Genomic DNA, 18,428 nt, shown 5'->3' with positions numbered 1-18,428 from the left:
CACGGGCAAGCCTACTTTTACGCATGAAGAAAGACCGCGATGAAAATCCTGCTGCCGCTGGCCCTGCTGGCCCTGTCCCCGGCGCTGCGCGCCGCCGCGCCGGATCTGGTGGCCACCATCCGCTACGAAACCGTCACCATCGGCAAGGACGGCGTGGAAAAAACCATACGCTATCGGGAAAAACTGACCCGCCAGGGTAAGCACGTCTGGCGCGAACGGCTGAACGCCCCCGCCGACGACCACGATCACGACGACGGCCACGGCCATGAGGACGGCCACGACCACATCGACTACGCCGCCGCCAGCCGCCACGTCTGGCTGGACGCCAAAGGCCAGCCGCGGCTGGAGTTCGCCCTGCCGCAACAGCGGCTGCTGGTGCAAGTGGGCCAGCGCGAATGGAGCGACGTGGGCTTCGACGGCTCCTGGATCCTGGCCAGCCAGCTGGTGGACATCGAAAAACTGAAAGGCTTCACCGTCAGCCCCGGCGCGGACGGCAGCCGCTGGTATCGCAAAACCGCCAAGGGCCACAGCAAGCAATTGCAATGGAGCGCGCGCTGGGCGATGCCGCTGCGGGTGGAATCGCGTTCGCAGGACGGCCGCCATCGCGAAAGCATGCGCGTGGAGATCCGCCCGCTGGCCGCCGGCCAGCCGCTGCCCTGGGCGCAAACCGGGCGGCTGCGAGGCAAGGACTATATGGACACGCTGGACTGAGCCCTTGCCCGCGCCGTCCTTCCGGGCCAGGCATCCTGGCCTTGGAGTCCGTTCGCGGTCCGCTGCGCGCGGCGCAGCGCGCCATGCGAGCAAGCCGCCTTCCCAAGCGGCCTCGCCCTAGCTCGCGGGAGCGTGAACGCGCTCCAGCAGCTGGCAGGGCCAGCCGTCCACATCGAATGCGGCGATGCGCTCATAACCGCAGGACTCGTAAAAACGCGCCAAGGCCCCCGTGCCCCCGCCATAGCAATCCACGCGCAAGCGCTTGACGCCGGCCAGCCTCGCCTGTTCGTCCGCGAAAGCCATCAAACGCCGGCCTACGCCCCGCGCGCCGGAGCGGCGGGAGGCGACCAGCAAGCGCACGTAGATTTCGGGCTCCGTCGCGGCCGGCGCATAGGGCATGGCCTCCCCCAGCACCAGGGCGGCCAACACGGCGCCGCCTTCCTCCTCCGCCACCCACGCTCCCGGCAGCGAGCACGCCTCGACCACCCGCTCCACTTGTCGCGGCTGGCTTGACCACGGCTCACTTCCCCATTGCTCCGCGTTGCCCATGGCGACGAACCAGGCGATGATTTCATCGAAAATTTTCAATACCGCGGGCGCGTCGGCCGCGCTCGCGCGGCGGATGATCAGCCCGTTCCACTCCACATTCGCCATCTGGCCGTCCTTCACTGAATGCCCGTCAAGCGGGAGGCGGCTTCTCCGCCTCAAGTCCCGTTTTTAAACGCCTGCTCAAAGCCTCGCGCACAAGGGCGAGACAAGGCGAAAACGAGCGAAAAAGCGAAGTGTACAAGAGGCAATGAGCATATTGAGCTTGTTCGCCGTATCGCCGACGCGCAGCAGACTTTGCACAGGCTCTGAGAACGTGTTTACGATCTCGCGAGCTAAGGCGAGACAAGGCGAAAACGAGCGAAAAAGCGGAATGTACACGTGGTACATGAGCATTTTGAGCTCGGTTTCAACGCCGTATCGCCGACGCGCAGCAGATCGTAAACAGGTTCTAAGGCAACACCCCCAGCAGGGACCACAGCCGCCGCGCCTCGGCGTCGCTGTCTATCAGCTCCGCCAGCAGCTCCCGCAAAGGCTTCTCCCCCCACTCCACCGCGCGGTAGATCAGATAGGGCACCGGGCTGTGCGGCTCGGTGCGCGCCAGATAATCGGCGATGCCGCGCAACTGGCGGTAAGCGTCCTCCCGCCCCTGCGGCTCGCGCTGGGCGAAAACGGGAGCGGACGCCGGCGGCGGCGCGCCGTGGCCGGATTCGGCCAGGGCCGGCGGCGCGGCGGCCTCGGCCTGGTCGACGGCGGCGGCTTCCGGCTCCGGCGGCGGGCCGGGATGCAGGACGGCCAGCTCCTGCAAGGCTTGCGCCGCCTGCTCCAGCGTCTGGCTCAAGGGCGCGTAGGACGGCGCGTCCGCGCCCATGCGCTCGTCGCACCAGCTCTGCAGCCGCGCCAGCCATTGCCGGCTGCGCGCCAGCGCGCCGCGGCTCTCCTCCAGCGCGGCCGGCGGCAGCGCGCGCACCCAGTCGTTCAGCTTCTGCTGCTCGTGGCGCGCCTGTTCGCGCTCCAGCTTGCCCTCGTCGCCGCCGGCCAGCAGCCGGCGGTTGAGGTCCTGCCACTGCCGCAGGGTCAGCGGCTGCCGCTCCTGCGGCGGCGGCGCGTTCAGCAAGGGCACCTGGGCCGCCAGCGTGGCGGCGTAGGTTTTGGCCAGCCATTCCAGCGGGCCGGTGCGAAAGCTCAGATCGTCTTGCTGCGGCAAGGGGTGCAGGCTGTCCCAATACTGCTCGCAGCACTGCGCGCTCAACGCCAGCGCCGCTTCCAGGCCGGGCAGGCCCAGCAGGTGCAGCCAGGATTCCCCCAGCCAGCCGGCCACCATCAAATCCTTGCTGCGCTCGGCCAGCAGCGCGGAGGCGAGGCGCTCCACGCCGGACCAGTCCGCGCGTTTCAAATCGCTTTCCCAGATGCCGGCGGGCAGGCTGGGATCGTCCTCGCGCCGCAGTTCGCGCAGTTGGTCGTATTCCGGCGCGTAGCGCAGCGGCTCGCCGCCGGGATTGTCCGCGGCGATGGGTTGCAACAGGGTTTCCAGACGCGACATGGCGCTCATGGCCGTTTCCTCAAGGTGTTCAAAGCGCGCATCAGCTGCCCTCTATCGCGGCCAGCCGCGGATTGGCGGCCGCGCGGAACGGCGACGGCGGTGCGGCGTACGGCAGGCTGGCCACGGCCAGGCCGCTCTTGCCGCCCGGCGCCTGCAAGGTCAGCCGCAAAAACATCTGCGCGTCGCCGTTGCCCAGCAAGGCCGGGTTGCGCACCGGCAGCGCCAGCATCAAGCCCACGTCGTTGATGCCTTCCACGCTATTGGTGCGCAGCGGCGAATTGTTCTCGCGCAATAAGCGCAGCAAGCCCCATTGTCCGCCGTAGTTCCAGCTGGCCAGCCGGTCGAACACGGTCAGCCCGCTTTGCGTCGAATCCTCCACCGGCGCCTGCTGCGATTCCTTGGCCCAGCGCAGGGTCGCCGTCACCGGCTGGCCGATGTTCCAGTGCAGGCGCTGGCCGTCGCCGCCGGGGTAGCGCAGGCGCTGGCCGCCGCTGGCCAGCGTCCATTCGATCACCTGGTCCGCCGCCTGTTCGTGTTCGCGGTCGGTGCGCCAGCGCACTTCCACGTCCACGCCCTGCCACGGCCCGCCGCCCTCGCGGGCGAACATCGGGCCCAGCCAGGCGCGCGCCGCCTTGGCCGCGTCCAGGAAGCGCCGCGCCGCCTGGGCCTGGCCGGACTTGAGGTCCTGCAGGCCGGCGGCCGCCAGCCCGCCGCTGTCGTCCATCAGGCGCATGAATTCCGCCACCCGTTCCGGCGCGGCGTCCGGCGCCGCCAGCTTGGCGGCGAAGGGGAAGCGGTTGGCCAGGTATTGATTGAAGAAGGCGCTCAGCTTCTGGTAGGCGGCGGCGCCGGCCTGGGTGCGCAGCGCGCCGCAGCGGTCGCTGGCCAGGCTGACCAGGGTCTGGGCGCGGTCGGAGAAGACGTTGCCGGCGGCCGGCAGCTCCACCTGGTCCAGCACCGCGCGGCAATTGCCCACGTCCATCTCGTTGAAATCCTTGACGATCATGGTTTCCAGCACCGCCGGCGCGCTGTTGGCGGCCTTTTCCTTGTAGTGGCGCAGTTCGACGGCGGCGCTTTGCCAGCGTTGCTGCAATTGCTGGTCACTGACCGGCAACGAGGATTTGTGCGAGGCCAGCCAGCTCAGCGCCGGCGCCTGGGCCTGGGTCAGATTGCCCACCAGCTCCAGCTGCGCGCCCAGGTATTGCTGCAGCTCGCGCGCGCCGCCGGCGCGGAAGGCGCGGGCGCCGGCGTTGCGCGAGCCGTCCCACCAGCGGAAGCTGCCCTGCAGCGGCTGGTACAAGCCCAACCCTTGCAGGCTGCGCTCCGCGTGGCGCAAGGATTGCAGCGCGCGCCGGTCCATCTCGCGCAGCACGCTGTCGCGGAAGGCGGGCTGGGCCAGTTCGTCCAGCGCCGCCAGCACCGGGGTGGCGGCCTTGGCCTGGGCGTCGAAGGCGTTGCCCTCGTCGATGGAGCCGCCGTTCAGGCCAACCGACGGCTCGGCGCGGCGGCTGCTCAGAGCGGCCCACATCGCCCGCGCCGCGCTGTCCTGCAAGGCGCGCTCCAGGCCCTTGCGGTAGGCCGGCGGCATCTGGCCGGCGCTGCCGGCCAGGTATTTCTGGTAGCCGTCGTAATGACGCAGCGCCGCCGTCATCGCGTCGGCGTCCATATTCGCCAGCCCGCCCGCCGTCGGGCCGCTTTCGCCCTGCGCCCGCGCGCTGGCGACGAAATCCTGTTTCAGCAGCGAGGCCAGGGTCACGTTCAGCTTGAGCACCTGGTCCTGCAGCTCCAGGCCGCCGGACGGCCCTTGCGCCAGCAGCGCCGAGCTGGCGCCCACGCCGCCCAGCCAGCGCTTGCGGAATTCCTGGCGCGCCACCGCAGAATGGTCCACCACCCGCGCCACCGCGTCCCGCCCTATCAGGCTGGAGCGGCGCGCGCCGTCCAGCATCGCGCTGTAGCCGGGCACCAGATCCTGGCCGGCGGCGCGGCTCCAGGCGCTGTTGGTGGCGTTGACCAGGCTTTGCAGCAGGCCGATGTGGCCGGCCACGCTGTCCAGTTCCGGCAAGGAGTTGCCTTGGCCGGACTCCAGCATCAGCAGCTGTTTCTGCAATTGCTGGGCGGTGAGGTCGAAGGTTTGATTGGTGTAGAGCTGGCCGAGCCAGGCTTGCATCAGGCCGCTGAAGTGTTCGCCCACCTGCGGCCGGATCTTGGAGAGGTCGATCGGCGCGGCCACCAGTTGATCGCTGGACAGCAGGATGCGGCGCAGATTGTCGCGCTGGGCGTTCTGCGGCGCGCGCAGGCTGAGGCCGAACAGGCCGTTGGCCAGCTCCGCCGCTTCGTCCAGCGTGGTGTTGCCGTCGCGCACCGCGTGGTTGAACTGATTGACGCGCTGTTCCAGCTTGACCGCGTCGCCGGCCAGTTGCCGCGCCAGCAGATAGGCCGGCCATTTCTCCGGCGCGGCGGTGTCGTCGCTGACGCTGTCCGCGCCGGCCTCGCCCAAGCGCCGCACTTGTTCGGCGTCGCGCAGCAGCCGCTGTTGCAAGGGCAGCATCACCGAGCGGCGCAGCGCGTATTCGATGGTGTCGTCGATGCGGCCGTCCACCGGGGACATCAGCGAGGTGGGCAGCAGCAAGGTGCCGAAACGGCGTGAGGGCGCGTCCTTGAGCGCGCGCCAGAAGGCGGCGACGCTTTGCCGCGCCGCCGCGTCGTTGCCCAGTTCCGGCCGCGGCCCGCCGCGGTCCAGTTGCAGAATGCGCAGCTGGCGGCCCAGCGCGTCGGCGTCGTCGGTGGCCGCGTGCCAGTACCAGCTGATGCCGGCCAGCCACAGGGCGGCGAACAAGCCCATGCCGGCCAGGGTCCAGCGGTGCCAGCGCTGGCGCAGCCGCAGGATGCGCGGCACCGGCTGGGCCAGGCCCTGCTCCGCCAGCACCCGCTGGCGCAGCAGCCGGCCGGCGAACAGGGGCAGCGCCGGCGGCGCGACGGTTTCTTCCAGATCGTCCTGCGGCGCGGCCTGGGCGCCGGTGAAGTAGATGCCGCGCAATTGCGGCGCCTCGCCCAGCGCGTTGCCGCGGAACACCGGATCGCACAGCGCCTGCAGATTGGCGCGCACCGCCTCGAAGCTGCGCGGCAGCAGGTACAGATCCGTGGACACGCCGCCTTGCAGGGCGCCGAATTCGGCTATGGTTTCGCTCAGGGTCAGCCGCAGCCGCGTCAAGGCCTGTTCTATCCAGTCGGATTGATAGGCGGCGCTGGCGGCGTAGGGCGAGGACCAGCCCAGCATCGCGTCGCGCGCTTCGCGCGGCAGCGCCTGCGCCAGCTCCAGGAAGCCCGGCGCCTGCTCGGTCTCGGTCACCACCAGATAGATGGGCAGGCTCAGGCCCAGCCGTCTTTGCAGATCGGAAAACTTCTTGGCCGCGGCCAGGCCGGCGCTGACCGCCAGGTGCTCGCTCCACAGCTGGCCGGCGGACACGGTCCAGATCAGCGCGTCCAGCGGCCGCGCGGCGCGGCTGCGCAAGAGCACGCCCAAGAGCCGCCGCCAGGCCGACAGCGGCGCCAGCGCGCCTTCCGGATGGCTAAACATATCGTCCGGTATCACCAGCACCGCGCCGTCCCCGCCGTACCACCAGCGGCCGAACCAATTGGCCTCGCCCTCGCTCTTCAGCTGCAGCGAGGCGCACAAGGCCTCCACATTGCGCACCCGATCGCCCACCGCCAGCACCCAGGGGGTCTGGTAGCGGTCTTCCGCGCCGATCTCGCGCTCGAAGCGGCGCACCGAGCCGCGGAAGCTGCGCCGCGCCGGATCGGCCTCGCGCCGCAGCCACCAGATCAGCGCCGCCAGCGCCAGCAGGATCAACAGGGTCAGCAGCACAATGCCGGCTAGGGTCTGTATCGTCATTTGCTCTGCCCGTCCCCGTCCGCCCCGCGGTACAGCATGGGCTCCACCCGCGACACGATGTCATGCCAGAAGGCGTGCCCCACCACCGACATGCCCACCAGGATGGCGGCCACGCCCACGGCCAGCCGGAAGCCGTCCGGCAGCATGCGCCGCACCGTCAGCCGCAGCGGCGGCACATTGCTGCTGCGCTCCAGCGCCGGCGCCAGGCTGCGGATGTCGGCGTCGCGCTGGTAGGCGAAGGCGAACAGCTCGCGCCGCCATTCCTCGTGCTGGGCCAGCCCGCCCGGCCCGCGCAGCCGGCCGTAGAAACCCAGGGTCAGCGTTTGCAGGCAGACATTGGCCAGATCGCGCCCGGCCGGATCGCGCTCGCGCAAGACCCGCTCGATCAGCGCCGGCACCTTGTCGCCGGCGGCGCGGCTGCCGAACAGCCGCTGCTCCAGCGGCGTGGCCTGCCACAGGCTCTGCCCCGGCCAGTCGTCGAACAACAGCCGCTCGTCTATCAGCGCGACGAACAGATACTGCAAGGCCTCGATCTGGCTCTGCCCGGCCGCGCCCACGCGCGCGCCGGCGGCGCGGCTCAAGCGCCGAGCCAGCAGCCCGCCCTGCTCGGCCGCCAGTTCGGCGGCGGTTTCGGCCTTGTGGCCGCCGCCGGCCAGTTCCCGGAACACTTGCAGCCATTCGGCGTAAGCGTCTTCGAAAGTGGCGCTCAGCGGCGCTTGCGCCAGCGCCCCCAGCGGCTGGGACAGCGCGCTATCCAGCATGGCGTTCTCCATCGGCGTCCTCGCGCGGGTCCGCGACGAAGAGCAGCGCCTCCCACGGCTCCAGCGCCGCGCCGCCGGCCGGCAGCGTCATCCTCAGCGGCTGATCCGCTTGCAGCCAGTCGCCGTTGGCCAGCACGGCGAACAGCCGGGTGTCGTCGCCCACGCTGTAAGCCACTTGTTCGGCGCGGTCCAGCGGCTGGAAGGACAAGCCGCGCATGCGCTGGCGCGCCAGCGTGGCCACATGGGATTCGGAGGCGATGATGGCCTGGCCCAGCCATTGCTGGGCGGCGGAATCCGGCGCGCCGCCGGGCATGCGCAGGCCCACGATCAAGCGCCCGCTGTCGCGCGCGGCCTCCGGCAATACGATCCAGAAACCTTCTTCGTCGCGGTTGAACGGCAGGCTGCGGTAACCGGCGCGCACCCGGTCCAGCGCGGCGGACAGCCAGTTCAGCAGCGGCTCGTAGCTGGCCAGCAGTTCCTGGTAGTTGAAAGCCGGGAACACCGGCGCGCCGGCGCCCGGGTCCAGCGCGGTCAGCGAGCCGGCCATGCCGGCCAGCAGGCCGAACAGGGCGGCCGGATGGGCGGCGCGGCTGCCCAGCGCGGCTTCCGTCTCCGGCAGCCGCGCCCACAGCGCCGCCAGCTGGCGGCGGATTTCGTCGATGTCGTCGTCCTTGCCGGCCTCCTTGGCCTGGCGCAGACGTCCGCTGAGAAAGACGCATTTTTCGCGCGCCTTGGCGCACAGCGCCGCCACCTTGCGCCCCAGCAGGCTGTCCGGCAGCAGCCGCGGCGACGGCGGCGCGTAGGCGCGGCGGGCAAAGCCGCCGCCCTGCTGGGCGATGCGCAACAGCGGCAGGCAGATCATGTCGGCGCGTTCGGCCTCGGTGACCAGGCGGATGTCCGGCCGCCACAGCGTCAGGCTGGCCGGGTTCTCCCCGCTGCTCAAATCCGGCACCGCCTCGCTGTTTTCCGAGCGGAAACGCCCGGCGGCCGGGTCCAGCCGGCCGGCGCGCCACAGGGGCGGCAAAGCCAGGTAAACCGTCACCGTGCGGCCCGGCGCCTCCGCCGCGGCGGCCGTCACGTCGCAGCTGAGCGCCGCGCCGTCGCCGGCGTCGAAACGCAGCGGCAAGCCGTCCGGCAACACCGCCTCCAGCGCGGACACCCGCGCCACGCCGCCGGCCAGCGCCGCCTCGTCCAGCTCCAGCTCCAGCACGCCCCAATACAGCGGCTGGGCCGCCGCCGCCAGCGCCGCGGACACCCCGTCCGCCCTCAGCGCCTGCCATTGAAAATGCTGGGGCAGCAACTGCATCCCCTCGTACCAACACACCGCCTGTGGCACTGCTTTCAAACCGCTCTCCCCCCGCTACGGCTCCATCAGCCGCATATTCTTGCTTTCAAAGCGCAGCCAGACCTTCTTGCGCGCGTCCAGGCTCAGCCGGTGCATGCCCGGTCCGGCGTAGCTGGCGTACACCAGCAGGCCGGCCGCGGATTCGCCCCGTATCGGCACGTCCTCGGTTTCCAGATGCTGGCCCGGCACCAGCTCCAGCTCCCACACCTTGAGATCCGCCGGGTAGTCGCGCAGCAGCTGCTCGCGCTGCTCAAACCACTTGGCCGCCGGCAGCCCCAGCAGCAGCTTGTACAGCTCCGGGTCCTTGGCGGCGACGAAGTCCACCGCCAGCGGCGTGTCGTCGTTGGCCATGCTGACCACGTCCAGCGTGGCCGCCTGCAATTTGACCGAGGGGCCGAAGCCCAGCGACGAGCACCCGCCCAAGCCCAAAGCCAAAGCGCAGAACAGCCCAGCCAGATACCCGTTGCGCATCCGCATCACCCCGACGCCATTATCCATTGCAAATAATATTGGCAAAAAAACGCCGACAGTTCTATAGGAATTGTTAAGCCATGGTCATTGAAAAATGCAAGTTGCAAGCATTTGTCAGCAAAAAGGGCTTCCATACGGCGGCTTGAGCCGGCTTCAATGGAAAAGAACGACCAGGCCCGGCCGGGCAACAATGGTCTGACAATCATGCAGTTTCGCCCAAGCGGACCGGATACGCGGCCCGCCGTCGGCGTCCCCAGCTTCCCAACCGATCGAGGTCTGTTATGGCAGAGAGCACACAGCACAAGCTGGACCGGATTCGTCCGCCCCGCGTGCAAATCACGTATGACGTGGAAATCGGCAACGCCCTGGAAAAACGGGAGCTGCCGCTGGTGGTAGGCATCATGGCGGACCTGGCCGGCAAGCAGGAGCAGCCGCTGCCCAAGCTCAGCGAGCGCCGCTTCGTGGAGATAGACCGCGACAACTTCAACGCCGTGCTGGCCTCGCTGACGCCGCGCGTCACCGCCCAGGTGGACAACGCGCTGTCCGACGACGGCAGCAAGCTCAATGTGGAGCTGAAGTTCAACCACTTCGACGACTTCGACCCGGTCAACATCGTCAAGCAAGTCACCCCGCTGCGCCGGCTGTACGAGGCGCGCCAGAAGCTGCGCGACCTGCTGACCAAGCTGGACGGCAACGACGAATTGGACAAGCTCTTGCAGGACGTGGTGGCCAACACCGAGGAACTGCAAAAGATCAAGAGCGCCCGCCCGGAGGCCCCGGCCGCCGCGGAAGCCGCCCCGGCGCCGGACGCGCCGCCGGCCGCCTGACGCCCCGCCCGACCCCCTGATACCGGAGACATCTCATGGCTAAGACCCAAGCCGAAGCGCCCAGCGGCGACGCCGCCTCGCTGTCGCTGCTGGACCGCATCATCCAGGAAGGCCGCATGGCCCACGACGACATCCAGCAGGAGTACGCCAAGGACCTGCTGTCCGAATTCGCCACCCAGGTGTTGGACGAAGGCATGGCCATCGACAAAGACACCGTGGCCATGATCAACCACCGCATCGCCATCATCGACCAATTGCTGAGCAAGCAGCTCAACAACATCCTGCACCACCCGGACGTGCAGAAGATGGAAGCCTCCTGGCGCGGCCTGCACTTCCTGGTGATGAACACCGAAACCAGCAGCCGCCTGAAGCTGCGCCTGCTCAACGCCACCAAGGACGAGCTGCAGAACGATCTGGAAAAGGCGGTGGAATTCGACCAGAGCGCGCTGTTCAAGAAGATTTACGAGGAAGAATACGGCACCTTCGGCGGCCACCCCATCAGCCTGCTGATCGGCGATTACGAATTCGGCCGCCATCCGCAGGACGTGGCGCTGCTGGAAAAGCTGTCCAATGTGGCCGCCGCCGCGCACGCGCCGCTGATCTCCGCCGCCAGCCCGCGCCTGTTCGACATGAGCAGCTTCACCGAACTGGCGGTGCCGCGCGACCTGTCCAAGGCTTTTGAAAGCGCCGAGCTGATCAAATGGCGCTCCTTCCGCGCCAGCGAGGACTCCCGCTACGTCAGCCTGGTGCTGCCGCACATCCTGCTGCGCCTGCCTTACGGCCCGGACACCAAGCCCACCGAGGGCATGAACTACGTGGAAGACGTCAACGGCACCGACCACGGCAAATACCTGTGGGGCAACGCCGCCTACGCACTGGGCCAGCGCATCACCGACGCCTTCGCCAAATACGGCTGGTGCGCGGCCATCCGCGGCGTGGAAGGCGGCGGCGCGGTGGAAGGCCTGCCGGCCCACACCTTCGGCACCGTGTCCGGCGACATCGCGCTCAAATGCCCGACCGAGATCGCCATCACCGACCGCCGCGAGAAAGAGCTGGACGGCCTGGGCTTCATCGCGCTGTGTCACAAGAAAAACACCGATCTGGCGGTGTTCTTCGGCGGCCAGAGCGCCAACCAGCCCAAGGTCTACAACACCAACGCCGCCAACGCCAACGCCCGCATCTCCGCGATGCTGCCCTATGTGCTGGCCGCCTCGCGCTTCGCCCACTACATCAAGGTGATCATGCGCGACAAGATCGGCAGCTTCCTGACCCGCGACAATGTGGAAACCTATCTGAACAACTGGATAGCGGACTACGTGCTGGTCAACGACAACGCGCCGCAGGAAGTGAAGGCCCAGTACCCGCTGCGCGAAGCGCGGGTGGACGTGACCGAAGTGCCGGGCAAGCCCGGCGCCTACCGCGCCACCGTCTTCCTGCGCCCGCACTTCCAGCTGGAAGAGCTGACCGCGTCCATCCGCCTGGTGGCGGAGCTGCCGCCGCCGGCCGCCGCCTGACGCCACACCAAGGGCCCGCCGCGCGGCGGGCCTGAACCGATACCCTCCAAGGAGCAAGCAAAGCAATGGACGCCATCATTCTGGACCTGGGCAGCGACATCAAGGGCGAGTGCAAGCTGGAAGGCTACACCGACAAGATCGAAGTGCTGTCCTACAGCCACAACGTGGCCATGCAGGTGACCAACGACGTCAGCAACACCGAACGCACCTCCGGCAAGCCGCATATCGGCGAATTCAGCCTGACCAAGTTCACCGACAAATCCACGCCGGAACTCAACGCCTACTGCTGCCAGGGCAAGAACATCCCCGAGGTCAAGATCACCATAGGCCGCAACGCGGCGGACAGCAGCGGCAAGGTGCTGCCCTACATCGTCTACACCCTGACCAACGCCATCCTGTCCAATGTCAGCGTCAGCGGCGGCACCGGCGGCAAGCCGGTGGAAAACCTCTCGCTCAACTTCACCAAGATCAAGTGGGAGCTGACCACCCAGAAAGACACCGGCGCCAAGGACGGCAACGCCGCCGCGGTATGGGACCTGGCCGCCAACAAGTACTCCAAATAAGTCGATTGAATCCGCCGCGGAAGCCCATAAGCACAGCGGGCGTTCCGGGGTCTTTTGGCCACGGCAGCACACGGAAGAACACGGACAAACCCAAAGGAAGCATCGGGCTTGCATGGACTTCATGACCACGGGTGTTGTCTTGTTCTGTGCTTTCCGTGCGCTTCCGTGGCAAAGAAGATTTTTTCGTGTCTTTACGTGGGTTTTGTGGCTTAGCCACGGAAAAACACGGACAAACCCAAAGGCGGCGCCTGGCTTGCGTGGGCGATGACCACGGGTGTTGTCTTGTTCCGTGTTTTCCGTGCGCCTCCGTGGCAAGAAAGATTTCTTTCCTGTCTTTACGTGGGTTTCGGGGCCAAGCGTTTTTCCATGGCCCATGCACTTTTAGGATACCGCGATGCGCCAAGCCGCCCAGTTTCGCCCGGGTCTGTTCGAACTGCTGGCCGACGCCGAACCGCGGCAGCGGCTGGAGGCCGAGCCGCTGCTGCGGGTGGACCGCCGCCGGCTGCAAGAATCGGTGCGGGCGGAACTGGCGCGGCTGCTGTCCAGCCGCCGCGCGGCACAGCCCTACCTGGCCGAACTCAGCGTCATCGACTACGGCGTGGCGGACTGGAGCGCGCTGCACCCGGAGCGCACCGAAGACCGCCAGCGGCTGGCGCGCGAGATCCGCCAGGCGATACGCAGCTTCGAACCCCGGCTGGCCGCGCCGCGCGTCAGCGTGGACACCGTGCCGGGCCGCGGCCTGCTCCTCAGCGTGCGCATAGACGGCGAACTCCAGGCCGAGGGCAGCCGCTGGCCGGCCGCCTTCGTCGCCGAGCTGGACCCGTCCGGCGCGCGGCTCACCGCCTGCGAGGACGCCGGCTGATGGAATCGCTGGACCCGCGCCTGCTGGACTACTACCAACGCGAACTCGCCTACCTGCGCCACGCCGGCGGCGAATTCGCCCAACGCTACCCCAAGGTGGCCCACCGCCTGCAACTGAGCGACGGCGAATGCCCGGACCCGCAAGTGGAACGGCTGCTGGAAGGCTTCGCCCTGCTCTGCGCGCGGCTGCAACGCCGGCTGGACGACGACTACTCCGAACTCACCGACGCGCTGCTGGAACAGCTCTACCCGCACGCGCTGCGGCCCATGCCCTCCTGCGCCATCGCCCGCTTCGAGCCGGACCCGGACAAGGGCAAGCTGGACGCCGGCTACCGCATCGAACGCGGCACCCCGCTGTTCGTGGCCACCACCGCCGGCGACAGCCTGCGCTTTCGCACCAGCGCCGCCGTCACCCTGTGGCCGCTGCGGCTCGCCGCCGCCAGCCTGCTGACCGAGGACGAAGCCCAGGCCGCCAGCGGCCTGGCCCAGGCGCGCGCCGCCCTGGTGCTGCGACTGGAGAAACTGGGGCCGGAGCCGCTGGGCGCGCTGCCGCTGAACAGCCTGCGCATCCACCTGGCCGGCTCCCCGCTCAACGCCGCCGCGCTCTACGACCTGCTGTCCGCCCACAGCCTGCAAATCAGCTGCCGGCTGCCGGAGCGGCCCGGCCTCGCGCCCTCCATCCGCCCCGGCGCGCTGCCGCGCGCCTGCGGCTTTGGCGCCGACGAAGCGCTGCTGCCGGCCGAGGACGGCGTGCACCCGGCGCACGCGCTGTTGGCGGAATACTTCGCCTGCCCGGAAAAATTCGCCTTCTTCGACCTGCCGCTCAGCCTGCCGCGCCAGGCGGAGCGGCAGCTGGAAATCGTCATCGCCTTTGAGCGCGCGCCGGCCGGCCGCCTGGGCATCCAGCACGGCGACATCGCGCTGGGCTGCGCGCCGGTGATCAATCTGTTTCCGCACACCTCGGAACCGCTGCGCCCGGACGGCAGCCGCAGCGAATACCTGCTGGTGGCCGACGCCCACCGCGACCACAGCGTGGAAATCCACTCCATCCGCCAGCTGCGCGCCGCCGGCCCGGACGGCGCGCGCCGCATCGCCCCCTATTTCGCCTGCAGCCACGGCGAGGGCGGCGACGGCCGCTACTGGCACGCGCGCCGCGTGCGCGGCCTCAACCGCCTGCGCCCCGGCAGCGACATGCTGCTCACCCTGGTGGACGCCGATTTCGACCCGCTGGCCGCCAGCGAGCTCAGCCTCACCGCCGAGCTGCTGTGCACCAACCGCCACCTGGCCGAGCAACTGCCGGCCGGCGCGCCGCTGATGTTCGAACTGCCCGGCCCGGTGGGCCAGGCGCGGCTGCTGCGCCCGCCGCGGCCGCAAACCGAAGCCGCGCTGGACGGCGCCTCGCGCTGGAAACTGGTGTCCCAGCTCAGCCTCAACCACCTGTCGCTGAGCGAAGGCCCGCAAGCGCTGGCCGCGCTGCGCGAAATGCTGGCGCTGCACAATCTGGGCGAACAGCCGGCCGCGCGCCGCCAGATCGAAGGCATCGTCGCGCTCGGCAGCGAACGCATCGTCGACCACGTCGGCGCCGACGCCTGGCGCGGCTGGCGCAACGGCCTGCTGCTGACGCTGGAGCTGGACCCGGCCTGCTTCGCCGGCGGCAGCCGCGTGCTGTTCGCCGCCGTGCTCGCCCACTTCTTCGCCCTCTACGCCCACGCCAACCGCTTCGTGCGCACCCGACTCGTCCACCAGCAACAGGAGATCCAGACATGGCAGCCCCCGCCCGGCCCCAGCCTGGTTCTGTAGCCGAGCGGCTGCTGACGCGGCCGCAGGGCTTTGAGTTCGCCCAGGCGGTGATGCTGCTGGAACGGCTGACGCCGCAAGCCGCGCCGCTGGGCCAGGGCGCGGACCCGGCGCGCGAAGCGCTGCGGCTGCGCGGCCCGCTGCTGCCCGCCTTCGCCGCCAGCGAACTGAGCGCGCTGGAACCGGGCGCGCTGGGCGGCGACGCGCGCGACGGCCAGCCGGCGCTCGATGTCGAATCCTTCGGCCTGGGCGGCCCGGACGGCCCGCTGCCCTACGCCTACCAGGAATGGCTGCAACAGCGCCGCCAGGACAAAGACCACGCGCCGGCGGAATTCCTGCAACTGTTCCAGCACCGGCTGCTGGCCCTGCTCTACCGCGCCCAGCGCAAATACCGGCTGGCGCCCAGCTTCGCCGCGCCGCGGCTCAGCCCGGCGCGGCCGCTGCTGCTCAGCCTGTGCGGCCTGCTGCCCGCCGGTCTGCAACAACGCCAGGCGGTGCCGGACGCCGCGCTGCTGGCCCGCGCCGCCCTGCTGGCGGACCGCCGCCGCTCGCTGGCCGGCTTCGCCGCCTTGGCCAGCCGCCACCTGGCCGCGCCGGTGCAGGCCAGCCCCTACGCCGGCGGCTGGCGCGAGATCCCGCCGGCCAGCCGCACCAGCATCGGCCCCCACGGCCGCAACGCCGCGCTGGGCCAGGGCGCGCTGGCCGGCCGCCGCGCCTGGGACGAACACGCCGGCATCCGCCTGACCGTGGGCCCGCTGGACCCGGCTGGCTACCGCGCCTTCCTCCCCGGCGGCGAACGCCACCGCGCGCTGGCCGCGCTGGCGGACTTCTACTTCGGCCCGGACCTGGACATCCAGCTCAGCCTGCTGTGGCAAGCGCCGGCCGCCGCGCTCAAACTGCAAGCCCGCGCCGCGCCGCGGCTGAGCTGGGACAGCTGGCTGGGCGGCCCCGGCGGAGCGCGACAGCTGGACACCCGGCTGCAACGGCCGCCCCCGGCCGGCGAGGACCCGGCATGAGCGCCGAACTGTCCGAACTGGTGGCCCGCCTCAACCCCAGCTGCCGCAAGGCGCTGGAGCTGGCCGCCCAGCGCTGCCTGCAACAAAGCCACTACTACGTGGAAATCGAACACGTGCTGCTGGAGCTGCTGGAACTGCCCAACGGCGACCTGCCGCTGCTGCTGCCCAAGCTGGGCCTGAGCCCGGACCAACTGAGCGCGGAGCTGCGCCGCAGCCTGGACCAGTTCAAGCGCGGCGAAACCCGCGCCCCGGCCTTCTCCAGCCACACCGTGGCCTGGCTCAAGGAAGCGCTGCTGCTGGCCACGCTGCGCCAGCAGGCCAGCATCCGCTCCGGCCTGCTGCTGCTCACCCTGCTGGAGCGCGACGAACTGCGCAATCTGCTGCTGATCGGCGCGCCCTGCCTGCTGCGCGCGCCGCGCCAGCCGCTGAGCGAACAACTGGACGCCTGGGCCGCCGCCTCGCGCGAAGCCCCGTCCGCCGCCGCGGCGGAGCCGGCCGGCGCGCTGGCGCGCTTCACCCACGACCTGGTGGCCGACGCCCGCGCCGGCCGCATCGACCCCATCGTGGGCCGCGACGGCGAAATCCGCCAATGCCTGGACATCCTGCTGCGCCGCCGCCAGAACAACCCCATCCTGGTGGGCGCGCCCGGCGTGGGCAAAACCGCGGTGGCGGAAGGCCTGGCGCTGCGCATCGCCCACGAGGAAGTGCCGCCGGCGCTGGCCGGCGTCGGCCTGCTGGCGCTGGACCTGGGCCTGCTGCAAGCCGGCGCCGGGCTCAAAGGCGAGTTCGAACAAAGGCTGCAAAGCGTGATGGACGACATCCGCGCCGCCGCCCGGCCCATCATCCTGTTCATCGACGAAGCCCACACCCTGGTGGGCGCCGGCGCGGCCGAGGGCCACAGCGACGCCGCCAACCTGCTCAAGCCGGCGCTGGCGCGCGGCGAGCTGCGCACCGTGGCCGCCACCACCTGGCAGGAATACAAGAAATACTTCGAGCGCGACCCGGCGCTGGCGCGGCGCTTCCAGCCGGTGCAAGTGGAAGAACCGGACGAAGACAGCGCCGTGGCCATGCTGCGCGGCGTCGCCGCCCGGCTGGAACAACACCACGGCGTGCGCATCCTGGACGCCGCCATCCACGACGCGGTCAAGCTGTCCCACCGCTACATCTCCGGCCGCCAGCTGCCGGACAAGGCCATCAGCGTGCTGGACACCGCCTGCGCCCGCGTGGCGCTGGCCCAGCACGACCAGCCGCCGCAGCTGGAAAACCTGCGCCACCGCCAGGCCATGCTGGACGAGGAACTGGAGCGGCTGCTGAACGAACAGGCCACCGGCCTGGACCACGCCGCCCGCATCGCCGCGCTGCGCCAAGACAGCGCGCGCCAGCTGCAAGCCATGCGCGAACTGACCGTGCGCTGGCAGGACGAATTGCGCGCGGTGCGCGAAATCCTGCGCACCCGCCAGCAACTGCTGGACTTCCTGGCCAGCGAGCCCGAGCTGCCCGCCGGCGAACCGCCGCTGCTGCTGGAAGAAGCCGAAGACGGGCCAGCGACCGCCGACGAGGACGAAGCCGCGGACCCGGCGCTGCGGCTGGCGGAACAACTGGCGCGGCTGGAGGCCGGCCTGGACGCGCTGCGCCAGGACGACCCGCTGGTGCCGGAGCATGTGGATTCCAAGGCGGTGGCCGCCGTCATCGCCGGCTGGACCGGCATCCCCGTGGGCAAGATGCTGGCCGACGAAGCCTACGCCATCCGCACCCTGGCCCAGCGCATGGGCCAGCGCGTGATCGGCCAGCCGGCCGCGCTGGGCAAGATCGCCCAACGCATCCAGGCCTACCGCGCCGGCCTGACCGACCCCGGCAAACCGGTGGGCGTGTTCCTGCTGCTCGGCCCCACCGGCGTGGGCAAGACCGAAACCGCCTACGCGCTGGCCGACGCGCTCTACGGCGGCGAACGCAATCTGATCGTGGTCAACCTGGCGGAATACCAGGAAGCCCACAGCGTCAGCCAGCTCAAGGGCGCGCCGCCCGGCTACGTCGGCTACGGCCAGGGCGGCGTGCTGACCGAAGCGGTGCGGCGCAAACCCTACAGCGTGGTGCTGCTGGACGAAATCGAAAAAGCCCACCCGGATGTGCTGGAAGCCTTCTACAACGTGTTCGACAAGGGAGTCATGGAAGACGGCACCGGCCTGACGGTGGACTTCAACAACACCATCATCCTGGCCACCAGCAATGTGGGGGCGGAGCTATTGCAAACCACGCCAGGCGAACAACTCGCCACCCAGCAGTTCGACGAACGCCTGCGCAAAACGCTGTTACAAGCCTTCCGCCCCGCCTTCCTCGCCCGCATGACCGTGGTGCCCTATCCGCCATTGGCGGAACGCACATTGGAAAACATCGTGATCAATAAGCTGGAAAAACTGCAAGCCCGCTATAAGGCGGCGACAGGGAAACAATTCGACTTCGACCCGGCCATTGTGAAAGCGGTTTTGGCTAAATGCAGCTCTGCCGGCGCGCGGGATATCGAGAACGTGTTGATGGCGCAGGTGACGGGGAAGTTGGCGGAGTGGGTGTTGGAACCCTAGGA

General features: G+C 69.5%; 14 protein-coding genes. 8 read left to right on the top strand and 6 right to left on the bottom strand.

The window, feature by feature from the left end:
• Positions 1-39 precede the first annotated feature (39 nt).
• Entirely contained in the window at positions 40-711 is a 672-nt protein-coding gene (locus ACODRW_RS12670; protein WP_107799783.1) for a hypothetical protein, read from the top strand.
• Positions 712-828: 117 nt separating this feature from the next.
• Here ACODRW_RS12670 and ACODRW_RS12665 read toward each other — a convergent pair whose 3' ends face one another.
• The 6 genes from ACODRW_RS12665 to ACODRW_RS12640 all read right to left on the bottom strand — a co-directional run bounded on the left by ACODRW_RS12665 (position 829) and on the right by ACODRW_RS12640 (position 9,275).
• Positions 829-1,365, bottom strand: coding sequence for a GNAT family N-acetyltransferase (locus tag ACODRW_RS12665; RefSeq protein ID WP_488905875.1), 537 nt, complete (start codon positions 1,363-1,365; stop codon positions 829-831).
• 343 nt (positions 1,366-1,708) lie between these two features.
• Entirely contained in the window at positions 1,709-2,809 is a 1,101-nt protein-coding gene (gene tssA / locus ACODRW_RS12660) for a type VI secretion system protein TssA (protein ID WP_488905874.1), read from the bottom strand.
• Positions 2,810-2,840: 31 nt separating this feature from the next.
• Positions 2,841-6,692, bottom strand: coding sequence for a type VI secretion protein IcmF/TssM N-terminal domain-containing protein (locus ACODRW_RS12655; protein WP_488905873.1), 3,852 nt, complete (start codon positions 6,690-6,692; stop codon positions 2,841-2,843).
• A complete protein-coding gene (locus ACODRW_RS12650; protein WP_486635501.1) occupies positions 6,689-7,453 on the bottom strand; it encodes a DotU family type IV/VI secretion system protein in 765 nt (254 codons plus the stop codon). Before ACODRW_RS12650 ends, ACODRW_RS12655 begins: the two co-directional genes overlap by 4 nt.
• Positions 7,443-8,789 (bottom strand): type VI secretion system baseplate subunit TssK, encoded by a 1,347-nt coding sequence (gene tssK / locus ACODRW_RS12645; RefSeq protein WP_227108596.1) that lies wholly within the window; start codon positions 8,787-8,789, stop codon positions 7,443-7,445. Before tssK ends, ACODRW_RS12650 begins: the two co-directional genes overlap by 11 nt.
• Positions 8,790-8,813: 24 nt before the next feature.
• Positions 8,814-9,275 (bottom strand): hypothetical protein, encoded by a 462-nt coding sequence (locus ACODRW_RS12640; protein ID WP_235087660.1) that lies wholly within the window; start codon positions 9,273-9,275, stop codon positions 8,814-8,816.
• Positions 9,276-9,550: 275 nt separating this feature from the next.
• On the opposite strand from ACODRW_RS12640, the gene tssB reads away from it, so the two are divergent.
• From tssB to tssH, 7 genes are all read left to right on the top strand, one after another.
• Positions 9,551-10,096, top strand: coding sequence for a type VI secretion system contractile sheath small subunit (gene tssB / locus ACODRW_RS12635; protein ID WP_081545015.1), 546 nt, complete (start codon positions 9,551-9,553; stop codon positions 10,094-10,096).
• A gap of 35 nt (positions 10,097-10,131) precedes the next feature.
• Positions 10,132-11,610: a type VI secretion system contractile sheath large subunit gene (gene tssC, locus ACODRW_RS12630; RefSeq protein ID WP_081545014.1), complete on the top strand. Its 1,479-nt coding sequence runs from the start codon at positions 10,132-10,134 to the stop codon at positions 11,608-11,610.
• 65 nt (positions 11,611-11,675) lie between these two features.
• Positions 11,676-12,173 carry an Hcp family type VI secretion system effector gene (locus tag ACODRW_RS12625; RefSeq protein WP_048409970.1) on the top strand — a complete coding sequence of 166 codons (498 nt, stop codon included), beginning with the start codon at positions 11,676-11,678 and terminating at the stop codon, positions 12,171-12,173.
• 394 nt (positions 12,174-12,567) lie between these two features.
• Positions 12,568-13,035 carry a type VI secretion system baseplate subunit TssE gene (tssE, locus tag ACODRW_RS12620; RefSeq protein WP_235087658.1) on the top strand — a complete coding sequence of 156 codons (468 nt, stop codon included), beginning with the start codon at positions 12,568-12,570 and terminating at the stop codon, positions 13,033-13,035.
• Positions 13,035-14,834, top strand: coding sequence for a type VI secretion system baseplate subunit TssF (gene tssF, locus ACODRW_RS12615; RefSeq protein WP_253315697.1), 1,800 nt, complete (start codon positions 13,035-13,037; stop codon positions 14,832-14,834). The genes tssE and tssF overlap by 1 nt, the downstream gene beginning before the upstream one ends.
• Positions 14,798-15,847, top strand: coding sequence for a type VI secretion system baseplate subunit TssG (gene tssG / locus ACODRW_RS12610; protein WP_488905872.1), 1,050 nt, complete (start codon positions 14,798-14,800; stop codon positions 15,845-15,847). The genes tssF and tssG overlap by 37 nt, the downstream gene beginning before the upstream one ends.
• The gene (gene tssH, locus ACODRW_RS12605) at positions 15,844-18,426 is read left to right on the top strand and encodes a type VI secretion system ATPase TssH (protein WP_488905871.1); all 2,583 of its coding nucleotides are present in this window, start codon (positions 15,844-15,846) and stop codon (positions 18,424-18,426) included. The genes tssG and tssH overlap by 4 nt, the downstream gene beginning before the upstream one ends.
• Positions 18,427-18,428 lie beyond the last annotated feature (2 nt).

Source organism: Chromobacterium sp. FG89 (genome assembly GCF_057808735.1).
This window is presented reverse-complemented; position numbering and strand designations above follow the sequence as displayed.